The 14,389-nt window shown below is 73.0% G+C and carries 12 protein-coding genes; 7 read left to right on the forward strand and 5 right to left on the reverse strand.

Annotation, left to right across the window (positions count from 1 at the left end):
• Positions 1 to 80 precede the first annotated feature (80 nt).
• Positions 81 to 1,352, reverse strand: a complete 1,272-nt coding sequence (locus ACFW3L_RS11855) for a hypothetical protein (RefSeq protein ID WP_378739213.1) — start codon at positions 1,350 to 1,352, stop codon at positions 81 to 83.
• A gap of 360 nt (positions 1,353 to 1,712) precedes the next feature.
• On the opposite strand from ACFW3L_RS11855, the gene ACFW3L_RS11860 reads away from it, so the two are divergent.
• From ACFW3L_RS11860 to ACFW3L_RS11880, 5 genes are all read left to right on the forward strand, one after another.
• The gene (locus ACFW3L_RS11860; RefSeq protein WP_378739216.1) at positions 1,713 to 2,099 is read left to right on the forward strand and encodes a hypothetical protein; all 387 of its coding nucleotides are present in this window, start codon (positions 1,713 to 1,715) and stop codon (positions 2,097 to 2,099) included.
• 83 nt (positions 2,100 to 2,182) lie between these two features.
• A complete protein-coding gene (locus tag ACFW3L_RS11865) occupies positions 2,183 to 4,357 on the forward strand; it encodes a CRISPR-associated protein (RefSeq protein WP_378739219.1) in 2,175 nt (724 codons plus the stop codon).
• 124 nt (positions 4,358 to 4,481) lie between these two features.
• Positions 4,482 to 6,080 carry an alpha/beta hydrolase gene (locus ACFW3L_RS11870; protein WP_378739221.1) on the forward strand — a complete coding sequence of 533 codons (1,599 nt, stop codon included), beginning with the start codon at positions 4,482 to 4,484 and terminating at the stop codon, positions 6,078 to 6,080.
• A 162-nt stretch (positions 6,081 to 6,242) separates the two neighbouring features.
• Positions 6,243 to 7,748, forward strand: a complete 1,506-nt coding sequence (locus ACFW3L_RS11875; protein WP_378739223.1) for an alpha/beta hydrolase — start codon at positions 6,243 to 6,245, stop codon at positions 7,746 to 7,748.
• A gap of 113 nt (positions 7,749 to 7,861) precedes the next feature.
• Entirely contained in the window at positions 7,862 to 8,338 is a 477-nt protein-coding gene (locus ACFW3L_RS11880) for a hypothetical protein (protein ID WP_378739225.1), read from the forward strand.
• On the opposite strand, the gene ACFW3L_RS11885 is transcribed toward ACFW3L_RS11880, so the two are convergent.
• Positions 8,298 to 9,347, reverse strand: a complete 1,050-nt coding sequence (locus ACFW3L_RS11885) for an AraC family transcriptional regulator (protein WP_378739227.1) — start codon at positions 9,345 to 9,347, stop codon at positions 8,298 to 8,300. The genes ACFW3L_RS11880 and ACFW3L_RS11885 overlap by 41 nt on opposite strands.
• A 117-nt stretch (positions 9,348 to 9,464) precedes the next feature.
• On the opposite strand from ACFW3L_RS11885, the gene ACFW3L_RS11890 reads away from it, so the two are divergent.
• Entirely contained in the window at positions 9,465 to 9,884 is a 420-nt protein-coding gene (locus ACFW3L_RS11890) for a DUF6069 family protein (RefSeq protein ID WP_378739229.1), read from the forward strand.
• 254 nt (positions 9,885 to 10,138) lie between these two features.
• Positions 10,139 to 10,993 (forward strand): MerR family transcriptional regulator, encoded by an 855-nt coding sequence (locus ACFW3L_RS11895; protein ID WP_378739231.1) that lies wholly within the window; start codon positions 10,139 to 10,141, stop codon positions 10,991 to 10,993.
• A gap of 51 nt (positions 10,994 to 11,044) precedes the next feature.
• Here ACFW3L_RS11895 and pgl read toward each other — a convergent pair whose 3' ends face one another.
• The 3 genes from pgl to zwf are packed head-to-tail and all read right to left on the reverse strand — an operon-like array spanning position 11,045 to position 14,281.
• Positions 11,045 to 11,791, reverse strand: a complete 747-nt coding sequence (gene pgl / locus ACFW3L_RS11900; protein ID WP_378739765.1) for a 6-phosphogluconolactonase — start codon at positions 11,789 to 11,791, stop codon at positions 11,045 to 11,047.
• 2 nt (positions 11,792 to 11,793) lie between these two features.
• Positions 11,794 to 12,714 carry a glucose-6-phosphate dehydrogenase assembly protein OpcA gene (locus ACFW3L_RS11905; protein ID WP_378739233.1) on the reverse strand — a complete coding sequence of 307 codons (921 nt, stop codon included), beginning with the start codon at positions 12,712 to 12,714 and terminating at the stop codon, positions 11,794 to 11,796.
• Positions 12,715 to 12,730: 16 nt separating this feature from the next.
• Entirely contained in the window at positions 12,731 to 14,281 is a 1,551-nt protein-coding gene (gene zwf / locus ACFW3L_RS11910; RefSeq protein ID WP_378739767.1) for a glucose-6-phosphate dehydrogenase, read from the reverse strand.
• Between the last annotated feature and the right edge of the window lie 108 nt (positions 14,282 to 14,389).

Below are 14,389 nucleotides of genomic sequence, written 5' to 3' on the forward strand. Positions count from 1 at the left end.
CCCGACCGTGGCGCCGGACGCCGGTCCGGCGAGCGCCGGTGCCGCGCCCGGCCGATGCCCCCTGGCCCGGTCCGCCCGGGTCAGCCGCTCACGTCGGCCAGGGCCTCCAGCAGGTCGGCCCGGCGGTCCGGGTCGTCCTGGGCGCCCCGCCACAGCATCGGCGCCTGGGGTCCCTCGTCCAGCAGACGGCACAGCAGGGCGTCCAGGGAGCCGCGCGGGTCGGCGTCGAAGGCGGCCCGGTGGGCCTGCGCCTCGGCGGCCAGCTCGCGGGCGAGCCAGACCAGCCACGCCCGCTCGGTCTGGCGCAGCACCTCGCGCCGGGGCCCGTACGGGTCCGGGTCCCCGTCACCGTAGGAGTCGCCGCCCTCCTCGTCGGGCAGGTCGGGGATGGGCGTGTAGGGGGCGCTGCGGGCCCGTCCACGGGCACGCTGCACCAGCTCGAAGTGGCCGGGCATCGCCACGGCCATCCGTCCCAGTACTCCGGTGAGCCGCCGGGCCAGGTCCTCGCCGCTCAGGCCCGGGAGAAGGGTGCGCAGGTGCAGGCGGCGTCGCTGGTCCGGGGTGCGTCCCGGGTCGGCGTCACGGCCCGCGGCCAGTTCGGAGAGCTTGCGCAGCAGGTAGTCACCGGTGGCGGTGGAGACCATCGGGGGCTCCCTGACCGCCGTGAGGGGCCGCCCGTGCAGGTCAGCGACGGGGACGGCGCTGCCGTCCTCGGTGAAGGACACCGACTCCCCGGGGTGGACGTCCTCCGGCAGGTCGGCGGCGGGGTTGCCCCATCCCGCGGTGAGCACCAGCAGGGCCAGTGCCTCCTGTTCCACCACGTCGGTGGCGACCCGCGCGACGTCGCGGCGCTGGGCCCAGCGCCGGGGACGCTCGGAGAAGGCGCAGCGGACCTTGCCGTTGGGCGCGGGCTGCGGGTAGACGCGGCGCAGGTTCTTGTACGAGCGGTCCCGGCGGACGTCGTCCAGGGCGTCCCGCAGTCGGTGCGCGGCGGTACGGTCCACGGACGCGCGCACGTCGGAGGCCGCCCTGGCCGTGCGCCCGCTCTCGGGCACGGCCTTGGCGCCGACGGCGTCCGCGTCCGGAAGGACGCTCCGGCCCCGCGTGGCCGCTCCGCCCGTGACGGTGGCCATGCGTGTGGCGATGACGCTGGTCGGCTCTCCCCGGTGCCTCGCGCACGGGCAGTGCTCGAAGCACAGGTCGACGTAGTCGAAGAACTGCTCGGAGTGACCGGCGCAGCCCTGCGCTGTTCCGTCCGAGGAGCAGGGCCCACACCCCAACACACGCGTGAACACGCGCAGGAAGGCGGCCGAACCGAACAGTTCCACGGCGGAGCAGTGGTGCTTGCTCACGAACTCTTCTCCCCGGGTGTGCCGGGGCCGGGACGCTCCCCCAGCCCTTCCGGGGAAACGCGTGGCGAGTCGTGAGCCTGCGGGTGACACTCCTGCGTGAACGGGAGGTCATGCAACAAAATATTGCCTTCGGGCACGCACTGTCAATTGTCGGTATGGGCTCTGAATGAGAAAGTGATTCGGTGTTATCCATAAAACGGTCACGAGTAACAGCGGCCCCAGAATTCACTGATCCGGTGTTCACCGGGCGAGCGGCAGGTGTCCGAGAGATGGCGGTGAGAGCCTCGGAGCGGGGTGCGTCGCGCCCGTCCCGGTGAAGCGGGCGGCCGACAGGGAACGAGTGGTACGGGAGGTCGCTGGATGTCCGTGGTCAATCTGACGCCGCACGAGGTGACGGTTGTCGACGAGCACGCCCGCGTGATCCGCACGTGGCGGGGATCGAGCGAGCCGGCGCGGGTCGAGGCGGTGCGGGTCCCCCTCAGCGAGGTGGAGGGGGTGCCGCTGCTCGCGGAGGAACGCACCCGGGCGCGACTGCCCGCCCCGGCCGAGGGAGTCTGGTTCATCGTCTCCTCCGTGGTGAGTTCCGCCCATCCGGAAAGGGACGACCTGCTGGTCCCCTCCGACCTCGTGCGCGACGACAAAGGGGTGGTCACCGGGTGCCGTTCCTTCGTGCTCACCTCGGTTCCGGTGCGTGCCCACGGTTACCAGTGCGGGCCCGCGTGCAGGGTGGGAAAACCGGTTACCTGAGCCATTCTCGGAACGGGTGAGTACTGTGGTCCCGTTCCTGTCGTCGGGGGACGGCCGGCATCGGTGCGTCCGGAAGGGAAACCGTGGACGCACCCCGAGTCGCCGTCGTCCTCGTGGGCCAGAACCCCACCCCCGCCCTCCTCTCCTCGCTGACCCTCCCGGTCGGCCAACTGCTCCTGGTCTGTAGCGAGGGAACCCTGCCCGTGGCCCGCCGTGTCGCCGACGCGGTCGGCCGCATCGCCCGGGAACGGTCCGTGCGCGTCCTCAGCGTGGGCCCGGACCCGCACGACCCCGCCTCCGTCACCGGTCTCCTGGACACCGTCAGCCGTGCGCTCGGCCAGCGCCCCTGGTACCTCGACTACACGGGCGGCACCAAAGTGATGAGCGTGGCCGCCGCGCTGCACCACGAACGGTCGCTCCCGCCGCACGCCCGCGCCTGGCGGTTCTACCTGGACTCCCACAGCGACCTGCTCCGCAGCGCCGACTCCGCCCGCCCGGACCATCCGGTGAGCTGTCAGGGGGTCGACCTGCGGACCCTGGCCGGGGTGCACGGCGCCCAGTGGGTGAGCGACCGCGACCCCGCGCCGCTGCGCCGCTTCCTGCGCGGAGGGGACGCCGCCCTCGCGGACGCCCATCCGAACCTGCCCGAGAGCGAACGCAACGGGATCGCGGCCGAGGCGCGTGTCCTCTCCCACCTGCGCGGCCTGCTGGGCGGGCGGCCCGACAGCGAGGTGCTCGGCTCCCGTCGCGTGGCCGACCCCTACCGCCCCGGCGGGTCCGTCGCGGACTTCGACATCCTGGTACGCCACCGTCACCGGGTGCTGTGCGTGGAGGCCAAGACCCGGGCCGAGGACGTGGTGGCCCGCGCGGGCTGGACCGTGGCCAAGGCCCGCCGGGTCTTCGGCGGGGCCACCCTCGTCCTCTTCGTCTACTCCGGCCCCGTCGTCGAGGACCTGCGCGAACGGGTCACCGCCTACAACCCGGCGCTCACCGGCCGCAACGTCCACGTCTGGAACCTGGACGACCTGACCGAACGCGTCAGCACCTTCGCTGCCCTACGGGACGCCTTCTTCCCGAGCCTGGCCGACGCGCCCCCACCGCCCGCGGTCCCCGCCGTGCTCCCGAAGGCCGTCCCGCCCGCCACCGCCGAGGGTGACGGCCCGGACCGCCCCGACCCGCCCGAACCCCCCGCCCGGCACCCCGGCCCCAGGGACGGGCCACTCCTGGTCACACCCCTGGGCGGCAGCCGACTGGGCGCCCTCGCCGCACTGCACGCGCACCGCCCCTCCCGCGCCCTGGTCCTCCCCTCGCGCCAGAGCCTGCGGGCCCGGGTACGGGAGGCCGCCGCCGGGGCGCTGCGCGCCGCCGAACGCCCGGACGCGGCCCCGGCCGACGCGGACACACTGCGCTCCGAGGGCTACCGCGACCGGGTCCGGCTGCCCGCCCACCCGGTGGACGGCTACGACTCGGGAGCGGTCCAGCGGGCCGTCCAGGAGTGGATCGCACGCGAACGGAAGGGCGACCAACCGGTGGTCGTCGACATCACCACGGGGACCAAGGCCATGAGCCTCGGACTGGCCAGGGCCGCCCGGCACGGCGGCGCCTGCGCGACCTACCAACTGCCCCGGGACCGGGCCGTGGTGTGCCTGACCCACGGCCGGCGGGAGCTGGAGGGCCGTGCCCGGATCGACTGGTCGCTGGTGCTGTCCGGGTACGCGCCCCTCACCGTGCCCCTGGCGGAGGTGGTCACCGGTCCCGCCCGCGACCAGGTGGACGTGGAACTGCTCGACCTGGCCGCCACGGCGCTCGGGGCGGCCGCCTCGGGCACGACCGGCGTGTGGTGGGACGTCTCCCTGGCCGACGAGGAGGGGTTCCTCACCGCGCAGGAACGGCCCGGCCTGGTCCTGACCTTCGACGACCGCGCCGTCGGACTGGCCGCACCGGCGCGCAGGCGGCGTCGCACGGCCGACGGCCCCCTGCGCGACGTGAGCCCGGGGGCGTGGGCCCAGAGCGTGTTCGCGGCCACCACCCACCTGAACGTGCGCTGTGACGTCGCGGGCACCGTGGTGGCCCTGAGCCGGCCCGGCCGGGACGTGAGCCGGGCCGGTGAACTGGTGGACTGGATCGCCCAGCCCGCACCGGACCGGGCCCCGGGCCTGCGCTTCGGGGATCCCCTGTACCCGCTCGTCGTCGAGGTCGACCCGGAGAACGGAGCCGACTCGTCCGGAACCCTCACCACGGACGCGAGCAGGCTCTGAGACCGGAGTGATCCACGTCCCTTTCCGGAACCGGTGCCCCGTTCGCGGTGTCCCAACCGGTGCCCCAGGATGGGGTCGCGGCCGTCCGGCCGCGCGTGGAGCGGAACGGCGGGGCGGGCGAGGCATGGGGATCACCAGGGGTCGTGTTCGGGGGAGTGCGCTGGGAGGCGTGCTCGTCCTCCTGCTCGCCGGGTGCACCGCACCGGACGACGGGGGAGCCCCGGCGGCCGGGCCGGAGGGCGTCGACTGGGCGCCCTGCCTGAGCCAGGAGGAGCTGGAGGAGGCGCCCGAGTGGGACGGTGACCCCGAGTGGCTGGAGACCCTGGAGTGCGGGACCCTCACCGTGCCCCTCGACCACGCCGACCCCGACGGTGACACCGTGGACCTCGCCCTCGCCCGGCGGCCCGCCAGCGGCGACGCGGACCAGCGGATCGGCTCTCTGGTGGTCAACCCCGGCGGCCCGGGCGAGTCCGGGGTCACGATGCTCGACCACCCCCTCTTCGACGACGAGGTCCAGGACGCCTTCGACCTGGTCGGCTTCGACCCGCGCGGCGTGGGCGACAGCGAGGGCTTCGCCTGCGGCGACTGGTTCGCGATGGACGACGCCCGCCAGGCCGTGGCCGACGCCGGGGACGTCACCGACGCCGACCTGACCGGCCTGGAGGAGTCCGCCCGCGCCTACGCCGACTCCTGCGCGGAGACCGTGGGAGAGGAGTTCCTCGCCAACATGGGGACGGTGAACGTGGTCCGGGACCTCGACCTGATCCGGGACGCCCTGGGTGACGAGCGGCTCAGCTATGTGGGCTTCTCCTACGGCACCTACATCGGGGCCCTGTACGCGGAGATGTTCCCTGAGAACACCCGCGCCCTCGTGCTGGACGGAGCCGTCGAGACCGAGCGTCCCAACGTGGAGGTCGCCGCCGACCAGGCCGAGGCCTTCCAGGGCGCCTGGGACCTGTTCGTGGACGAGTGCGCCTACGCCGCCCGTTGCCCGTTCGACGGCACGGCCACCGCCGACGCCCGCATGGGTGAGCTCCTCGAACGCCTCGACGCGGACCCGCCCACGGTCCGGGGGTGGACCGTGGACGGTGACACCCTGCTGACCATGGTGAGCCTCCAGCTCTATGACGAGGGCACCTGGCCCGAGCTGGCGGAGGTCCTCGCCGCGCTCGACGAGGACGTCGACGGCGCCGGACTCCAGTTGGAACGGCTCTACGACGACACCTTCGGCCAGGAAGAGGAGGGGACCGACGACCCCGAGTCCTCCGACGACCCGGAGTCCGCCGAGGAGCCGGGGGTCTTCGAGGACACCGAGGCCGCCCTGACCGCCGTCAACTGCGCGGACCGCGCCGACCCGACCGACGCCGACGTCTACCGGGACGCGGCCCAGCGCGCGTCGGCGGCCTCCCCGTACTTCGGTGCCGACTTCGTCTGGGAACAGCTGCCGTGCGCCTACTGGGTCGACACCGAGGAGGCGCCCACCGGCTTCTCCGCCCCCGACGCCCCGCCGATCATCGTGGTCGGCACGCTCGGTGACCCGGCCACCCCCTACACCTGGGCCGAGGAACTGACCGACCAGTTGGACACCGCGACCCTGGTCACCTACGAGGGCGCGGGCCACACCGCCTACGGCTACGGCATGGAGTGCGTGGACGGCCCGGTGGACGCCTACCTGCTGGACGGGGTGGTCCCGGAGCCGGGGCTGTCCTGCCCCGCCTGGTAAAACCCGACAGGACGGACTGTTTACCCGCCCTCCGGGATGTTCTGCCCGGATCCACCACCGAACGCCCGGAGGATGGAGCCCGGTGGCGGAGGACTCTGTGCGGGGGCGGGTGTTCGGGTGCGCGGCACGGGCGGGCGGGCTCTGAGGGTCGCGGGAGCGGCGTTGGCACTGGTCGTGACGGCGGGCTTCGCCCCCCTCGACGAGCAGGACCACGCACGCTCCTTCTACGGTCAGCACGTCGACTGGCGGCCGTGCCTGTCCCCTGAGGAACTGGCCGAGGCCGAACCGGTCGAGGGCGACCCCGACTGGAGGGCGCGGCTGGAGTGCGGCACCGTCACCGTCCCCGTCGACCACGGTGACCCCGGCGGAGCGACCATCGAGACCGCCGTGGTGCGGCACCCCGCCCAGGGTCCGGCCGACCAGTACCGGGGCTCCCTGGTGTTCAACTTCGGCGGCCCCGGCCGCGCGGGCGTGGCCCGGTTCGAGTCCGGGCCCCTCGCGCTCAGCAGGCGGGTCCGTGACTCCTTCGACCTCGTCTCCTTCGACCCGCGCGGCGTGGGGGAGAGCGCCGGGTTCACCTGTCCGGCGTGGGACGCCATGGAACGGCCGTTGGAGGAGGTCGCGGCTGCCGACGCGGTGGACCACGACCTGCTCAGGGACCTCGAACGGGCCGCGCGGAGGTTCACGTGGAGCTGCGAGGAGGAGGTCGGGACGGACTTCCTCGCCAACATGGGGACGGTGAACGTGGTCCGGGACCTCGACCTGATCCGGGACGCCCTGGGTGACGAGCGGCTCAGCTACGTGGGCTTCTCCTACGGCACCTACATCGGGGCCCTGTACGCGGAGATGTTCCCCGAGAACACCCGCGCCCTCGTGCTGGACGGGGCCCTCCAGACCCAGCGCGGCGTGATCGCGGACGGCGTGGAGCAGGGTCAGGGAGCACAGACCGCCTGGGAGTCCTTCGTGTCCTACTGCCTGGACCGGGCCCCGGAGTGCCCGTTCACCGGTGCGGAGGAGGCCCCGTCGGAGGCCGAGGCCCTCCTTGCCGGGCTCGACGCCGAACCGGTCGTCGTCCGGGGCCACAGTGTCGGCCGCCCCGAAATGCTGGCGCTGCTCCGGGACTCCCTGAAGACCGAGCGGCAGTGGGAGAGCGTCGCACGCCTGCTGGCCCGGCTCGGACCCGGCGAGCGGGACCCCTTCGTCCAGGCCTACCTGGGGAGCCACGTCACCCGGCGGGACGACTCGGGCGCGACGGAGTCCGCCTTCACGGCGGTGCAGTGCGCCGACCACACCCGTCCCGGAGACGTCCACGCGTTCCAGGAGGGCGCCCGGCGCGCGGCGAAGGTGTCGCCGTTCTTCGGCGGTGACGAGGTCTGGTCCTTCCTGCCCTGCGCCTCCTGGCCGGACACCGAACTCGCGCCCGGCCACCTGAGCGCTCCCCTGGCACCACCGATCCTGGTCGTCGGCACCCGCCACGACCCCGCCACCCCGTACGTGTGGGCCGAGGAGCTGGCCGACCAGCTGGCCACCGCCACCCTGTTCACCTACGAGGGAGGCGGCCACACCGCCTACACGGGTGGACGCCCCTGCGTGGACGGCGTCGTGGACGCCTACCTCCTGGACGGTGTGGTCCCCGCCGACGGCGCCTCCTGCCCCGGGGATCTCTGAACGGACCTCTCCCTCCCGGGGAGGACCCGGTTCCCCCGAGTGGGGGAGGTGGGGCCGTGCCGAGCCGAGCAGACTCGTGTCACGAGGACGTCGGTGCGGAAGAGGGAGCGGTCATGGTGGAGCGGACGGAGAGTGGGTCGGCCCGGGCCCGGAACGGCGCGGTGAGGGCCGAACGCGGTCCGGAGCGGACCGCACCGGGGTGGCTCGGCAGTGCGGCCGCCGGTGCGCTCCTGGTGCTCGGGGTCGCGCACCTCGTGGTCACCGGCTGGCTGGCGGCCGACGCCGACCGAGCGATCGGGCCCGGCTACCTGGTCTGGATGGTCGGACCGCTGGTGGTCACGCTGGGCACGGCCGTCGCGGCGCTGGCCCTCGTGCGCCCCGGAGCGCCGCGCTGGCTGGGCTGGGTCACCGGAACGGCGGCGGTGCTGTGCTTCCTGCCCACCCTGCTCGGGTTCTCGTCCCTGGCCTTCGGCGCCAGTCCGGTCTCCCTCTTCCTGGGCCCCGGGCCGTACGCGCTCCCCGGCACGGTGTTCCTCACCGCCCTCACCCTCAGCGTGTGGGGGGCACGGCGGGCACCTGCGACTCCGTGAGGTCCCGCGCGGCCTCGCGGTACCGGCCGGGGGACCAGCCGAACTCGCGCTTGAACGCGTTGGCGAAGGCGAACTGGGACGAGTAGCCCACGCGGGTCGCCACCGAACTGATCGGCGCGTCCTCCTCACGCAGCAGCCGGGCGGCCGTGGTCAGCCGCCACCACGTGACGTAGGCCAGCGGAGACTGGTTCACCAGGGACGTGAACCTGCGGGAGAAGGCGGCGCGGGAGAGCCCGGCGCGTTCGCCCAGTTCCGCAACGCTCCAGGGGTGGGCGGGGTCGCGGTGCACGGCCTGGATCGCGGCGTGCACCCCGGGGTCGCGCAGCGCGCCCGCGAAACCGCAGCCCGCGCCCTCGTGCCCCTGCCAGAGCTCCTCCACGTAGGTGCGCAGGATGTACACGACCAGCATGTCCAACAGGTGCGGGATCAGCGTGTCGCCACCGGGCCGGTTCGCGCCCAGCTCCCGGCCCAACAGCCCCACGGCCAGGGGGAGCTCGGACCCGCGGCCGACCTTCGCGGGCACGTGCACCACGGAGGGGAGCTCGGCCAACAGCGGATGCGGAGTCGACGCGCTGGCGTCGTAGGAGCCGCCCACCGTGACGCAACTGGGTTCGCCGTCTCCGTCCCCGACCGTGGTGGCCCCGAACGCGGGTCCGGGCGGAATCTCCTTGGGGCGGGCCCATCCCCGCGAACACACCAGGGTGGGTACGGGGTCCGCGCCCGTCACCGCGTCACGCAGGGTGCGGGAGCAGTCCACACCGCCCTCGGCCGCGGGGGAGCTGCTCAGCAGGTGCTCTCGGCCGCGCGGCAGGAAGAGGACGTCGCCCAGGCCCAGCTGCAGGGGCTCCGCGCCCTCCGTCAGGAGCCACGTGGACCCCTGCAGCACCACCATGAACTTGGCGCCGGGAACCTCCGGGAACCGCGTGGCGTAGGGGGCGTGCCATTCGATCCGCGCCGAACGGGGCTGACCGGTGCGAACGGTCGAGATGACGTCGCTCAGTACATCCATGGCGTCATCGTACACAGCGGTGGACGATCGCGTATAGATCGGAGTGGATCACGCATAGGAAGTCTCGCTCTCCCTGCGTAGGTTCGACACGTACCCCATCGCACCAGGGAAAGAGCCATGACCCGGAACCTGACCGAAACCCGAACCCCCGTCCGTCCGACCTGGAAGCCGCGCCTGACGGCCGTGCTCGTGGTCACCGCCGTCAACACCCTCCTCGCCCTCGCCGCGCCGCTGCTGGGCGCGGACCTGGTGGTCGCGCCCAGGGGGCAGGAGCCCGGGGCCCTCGCGTGGCCCGCCTTCACGCTCTTCACGGCCGTGTTCGCCCTGCTCGGATGGGGCGTGCTCGCCCTGGCCGAGCGCTTCCTGGGCCGACGCGGCCTCTTCGTGTGGACGGTCGTCGCGGTCCTCGTCACCGTGGCGATGTTCCTGCCGCCGCTCACCGTGGGGGCGACCGTCGCGACCGTCGTCGTCCTGCAGCTCTCGCACCTGGTGGTCGCCGCCGTCATCCCGGTGTACTGGCGGACCTCGCGGACCTGACGCTCGCGTCGACACGCCACGGACTCCTCTGATGAGGTCCGCCCAGCCTCATCAGAGGAGGCGGGGCCTGTCCGACGAGCGACCCGAGATCGCATCTCCCGCACTGGGTGCCCGTGGGACGGGAGTTCGGCGGTACCTGAAGAGCCCACATGCCCGACGGAAGTCGAGGGTGGCGCCGGGAGCGGGCGGGGCGGGGACGGCGTCGCCGCGCCACGGCTTGACCTTCCGGTAACCGCAACCCTGAGACTGGGCTCATGAGCCTTTCGATCAAGGATTTCAGCGAGATGAGCGAACTCTCTCCCCAGACGCTGCGCTTCTACCACTCCGAGGGGCTGCTGGTCCCGGCCGTGGTCGACGAGGACACCGGGTACCGGTACTACGACTTCGAGCAGGTCCAGGACGCCCTGCTGGTCAGTGCCCTGCGCGGCACCGGCATGAGCGTGCGCGACGTCCGCCGGGCGTTGGACGCGCCCGACACGGCTGCGGCGTTGCTCGACGAACACACCGAGGCGTTGGACCGCCAACGCGAGGCCGAGGACGAGGCGATCACGACCGCACGCAGCCTGCTCACCTCCTGGCCCGAGGTGCGGCGGCGCGAGGTACCGGAGAAGACGGTGCTCTCCGCCGAGGTCAAGGCGGTTCCCGTGGACAAGCGGCGGGGGCAACCGGACCAGTACGACTGGGACGCCGTGACCGTGGCGGTGCGGGCCGCGGTGGCGGACCTCGGGGCCCTGGCCGTGCTGCACGGCGCCAAGGTCGAGGGCGTCCCCTGGTTCACGTGGGCCGGTGAGACCCACGACCAACGGGAGGCGGCGTTCTCCACGGAGGGGCCGCACTGGCTGGCCAAGGTCCCGGTCTCGGCGGACGCGGCCCAGTTGGCGGCCCTCGCGGAACACGTCGACGTCCAGACGTTCGAGGCCCGAGAGGAACTGGCGATCCACCTGCCGGGCAGACTCACCATGTCCAAGCACGCCACGGCCCAGCTCCGGCTGGTGACCCAGGTGCCGGAGGGCCTCTTCCCCGACGCCTCCACGCAACGCCACATCCTGCACGACGACGGGATCGAGACCGCCGTGCGCCTGAGCCCGCTCCGGGGGGCCCGCACCTGAGAAACGACGACGCCCCGGCCGGGACTCCGGCCGGGGCGTTCGTACGCACCGCTACAGCTGCGAGGCGGCGGCCTCGTCCACCCAGAACACGGTCTTCTCACTGCCGCGCGCACCGGCCACCGGGGCCTCGTCCACGCTGCCACCGGCCACACCCAGGCGGACCGCGTCGGCCTTGGCCGCTCCGGAGGCCAGCACCCACACCTGGCGGGCGCTCCGGATCGAGGGCAGGGTCAGGCTGATCCTGGTCGGCGGCGGCTTGGGGGAGTCGTGCACCGCCACCGCGGCGGCCCCCTCCTCGCGGACCCCCGGCAGGCCCGGGAACAGCGAGGCCACGTGATTGTCCGGGCCCAGGCCCAGCAGACACACGTCGAACTCCGGCACGGGGCCGCGACCGCGAGCCGCCACGGAGAGGGCGGCCGAGTAGTTGGTGGCCGCCCTCTCCGCCTCACCGTGGTCGGTGCCGTCCGACGACGGCATCGGGTGCACCTGGTGCGACGGGATGTCGATGTCGTTGATCAGCGCGTCGCAGGCCTGCGTCTCGTTGCGCTCGGGGTCGCCCTCGGGCAGGAACCGCTCGTCACCCCACCAGAGGTGTACGTGTCCCCAGCTCATCCCGCTGGCCAGCGCCTCGTCCCTCAGGACCCCCAGCGTCTGGATGCCCACGCCGCCGCCGGTGAGGACGAGGTGGAACTCGCGCCCCTCGGCCTCGGCGCTCACGATCAGCTTCACCAGCCGCGACGCCGCGCTCTCCGCCAGCTGACGGGCGTCGGTGGTGCGGACGATCTCCGGTTCGGTCATCCTCATGCTCCGCTTCCAGCGAGCAGCGGACCCAGGTGACGGGCCGCGCTCGCGTACGTCTCGTCGGCGTCCAGGCGGCGCAGCTCCTCGGCCAGCGCCTGGGAGGCGCCGCGCCTGGCCAGCGCCACCGTCTGGTCCGGCTGTCCCGTCCGGGACAGTGTGGCCACCCGGCCGTCCACCCGGGAGACGGTGATGTCGCCCTGGTCGGTGGTCAGCCGGACCTCGGTCAATCCGGGGCCGTGCGAGGTGCCGCGTTCCACCTCCACCTCCAGCCGTTCGGACAGCCACGCGGCCAGCAACTCGGCGCTCGGGTAGTGCGGCTCCGCCGTCACCTTGGCCGAGGTCACCCAGCCGCACGGCTGGTCCATGGCGCTGGCCAGCAGCGATCGCCACGGGGTCAGCCGCGTCCAGGTCAGGTCCGTGTCACCCGGACGGTAGTGGGCTACCCGCTCCAGGAGGTCGGCTACCGGATCCTCGGCGCGCAGTGCGTCGGTGATCCGCCGTTGCGCCAGCTTCCCGACCGGGTCGGCGGCGGGGTCGGCGGGACCCTGCCCGGGCCACCACACGACCACGGGCGCGTCCGGGACCAGCAGGGGGGTCAGCACCGAGTCGGGGTGCTCGCCCAGTGGACCGTACAGGCGCAACAGCACCGCCTCACCGGGGCCGGAGGTGCCCGGACGGCGGATCTCCGCGTCGATGGCCGGCTCGGCCCCCGGGTCGCGGCGGATCAGCGCCACCACCCGCGAGGGGTGCTCGCGTCCGGCCTCGGTCGCCGCGCGGACGGCGTCGTAGTGGTCGGCCTCGTCGGTGACGATGACCAGGGTGAGCACCATGTTCATGGCGCCCCCGCCCACGCTGAGCCGCTCGGCCATGAGCGCCTCGGTGATCTGCGAGGTCGTGGTGCGCGGCAGATAGAGCGTCATCTGTTCCTCCCGGCGTTCACGGGCGACGCCACTGGCGTCCGTCCCTGGCGAGCAGTTCCTCGGCGGACTCCGGACCCCAGGTGCCCGAACCGTACTGTTCGGGCTGGCCCGACGCGGCCCAGTACTCCTCGACCGGGTCGAGGATCCGCCACGACAGCTCCACCTCCTCCTGGCGCGGGAACAGCGGCGGGTCGCCGATGAGCACGTCCAGGATGAGCCGCTCGTAGGCCTCGGGGCTGGCCTCGGTGAAGGACTGCCCGTACGTGAAGTCCATGCTCACGTCGCGGACCTCCATGGAGGCGCCCGGCACCTTGGACCCGAACCTCAGGGTGACCCCCTCGTCGGGTTGGATGCGCAGGACCAGCGCGTTCTGCCCGAGCTCGCTCACGTCGCCGCGCGCGAACAGCTGCTGCGGGGCGGCCTGGAACACCAGTGCCACCTCGGTCACGCGTCGGCCGAGCCGCTTGCCGGTGCGCAGGTAGAACGGCACACCCGACCAGCGCCGGGTGCCCACGTCCAGACGGAGCGCCGCGTAGGTCTCGGTCACCGAGTCGGACGGGATCCCGTCCTCCTCCAGGTAGCCCCGGACCGCCGCGCCGCCCTGCCACCCGGCCGCGTACTGTCCGCGCGCCGTGCCCCTGCCCAGGTCGTCGGGGAGGGTCACCGCCGAGAGGACCTTCTCCTTCTCCGCGCGGATCGCGTCCGCGCTGTAGGAGACCGGCTCCTCCATCGCGACGAGGGCCAGCAGCTGGAGCAGGTGGTTCTGCATGACGTCGCGGGCCGCGCCGATGCCGTCGTAGTAGCCCGCGCGCCCGCCCACACCGATGTCCTCGGCCATGGTGATCTGCACGTGGTCCACGTAGCTGCGGTTCCACAGCGGCTCGAACAGCGTGTTGGCGAACCGCAGCGCCAGGATGTTCTGGACCGTCTCCTTGCCCAGGTAGTGGTCGATGCGGAACACCGCCGACGGCGGGAACACGTCGTCCACCACCGCGTTGAGCTCCTTGGCGCTCTCCAGGTCGTGGCCGAACGGCTTCTCGATCACCACCCGGCGCCACGGCGTGATGCCCCCGGTGCCCTGACCCTTCTCGGGAGTGGCCAGACCGCTGCGCTTGAGCTGGGTGACCACGGTCGGGAACAGCTTGGGCGGCAGCGAGAGGTAGAACGCGTAGTTGCCGCCGGTGCCGCGTTGCGTGTCCAGCTCACGGACGGTCCGAGCCAGCTCGTCGAAGGCCTCGTCGTCGTCCAGGTTCCCCTGGACGAACCGCACACCCTCGCTGAGCTGGCGCCACACGTCCTCGTGGAACGGTGTCCGCGCGTACTTGCGCACCGCCTCGTAGGCCTCCGCCGCGAAGTCCTGGTCCTCCCAGTCGCGGCGGGCGAAGCCGACCAGCCCGAAGCCCGGCGGCAGCATCCCCCGGTTGGCCAGGTCGTAGATGGCGGGCAGGAGCTTCTTGCGGGCCAGGTCCCCCGTGACGCCGAAGAGCACCAGCACACTGGGCCCGGCGATACGGGGAAGCCTTCGGTCCAGGGCGTTGCGGAGCGGGTTGGGTACCGCCCCCGGCATCACCGGTTCTTTCACGGACTCCGTCTCTTCCTGTCGGGAACGGCCTGGTGGCTGGTGGCACCCGCGTCCGCGCGGCGCGCGGACGCGGGTCGGTGACCGGGAGGGGTC

This window comes from Nocardiopsis sp. NPDC058789, from assembly GCF_042745575.1.
GTDB classification, from domain to species: Bacteria; Actinomycetota; Actinomycetes; order Streptosporangiales; family Streptosporangiaceae; genus Nocardiopsis; species Nocardiopsis eucommiae.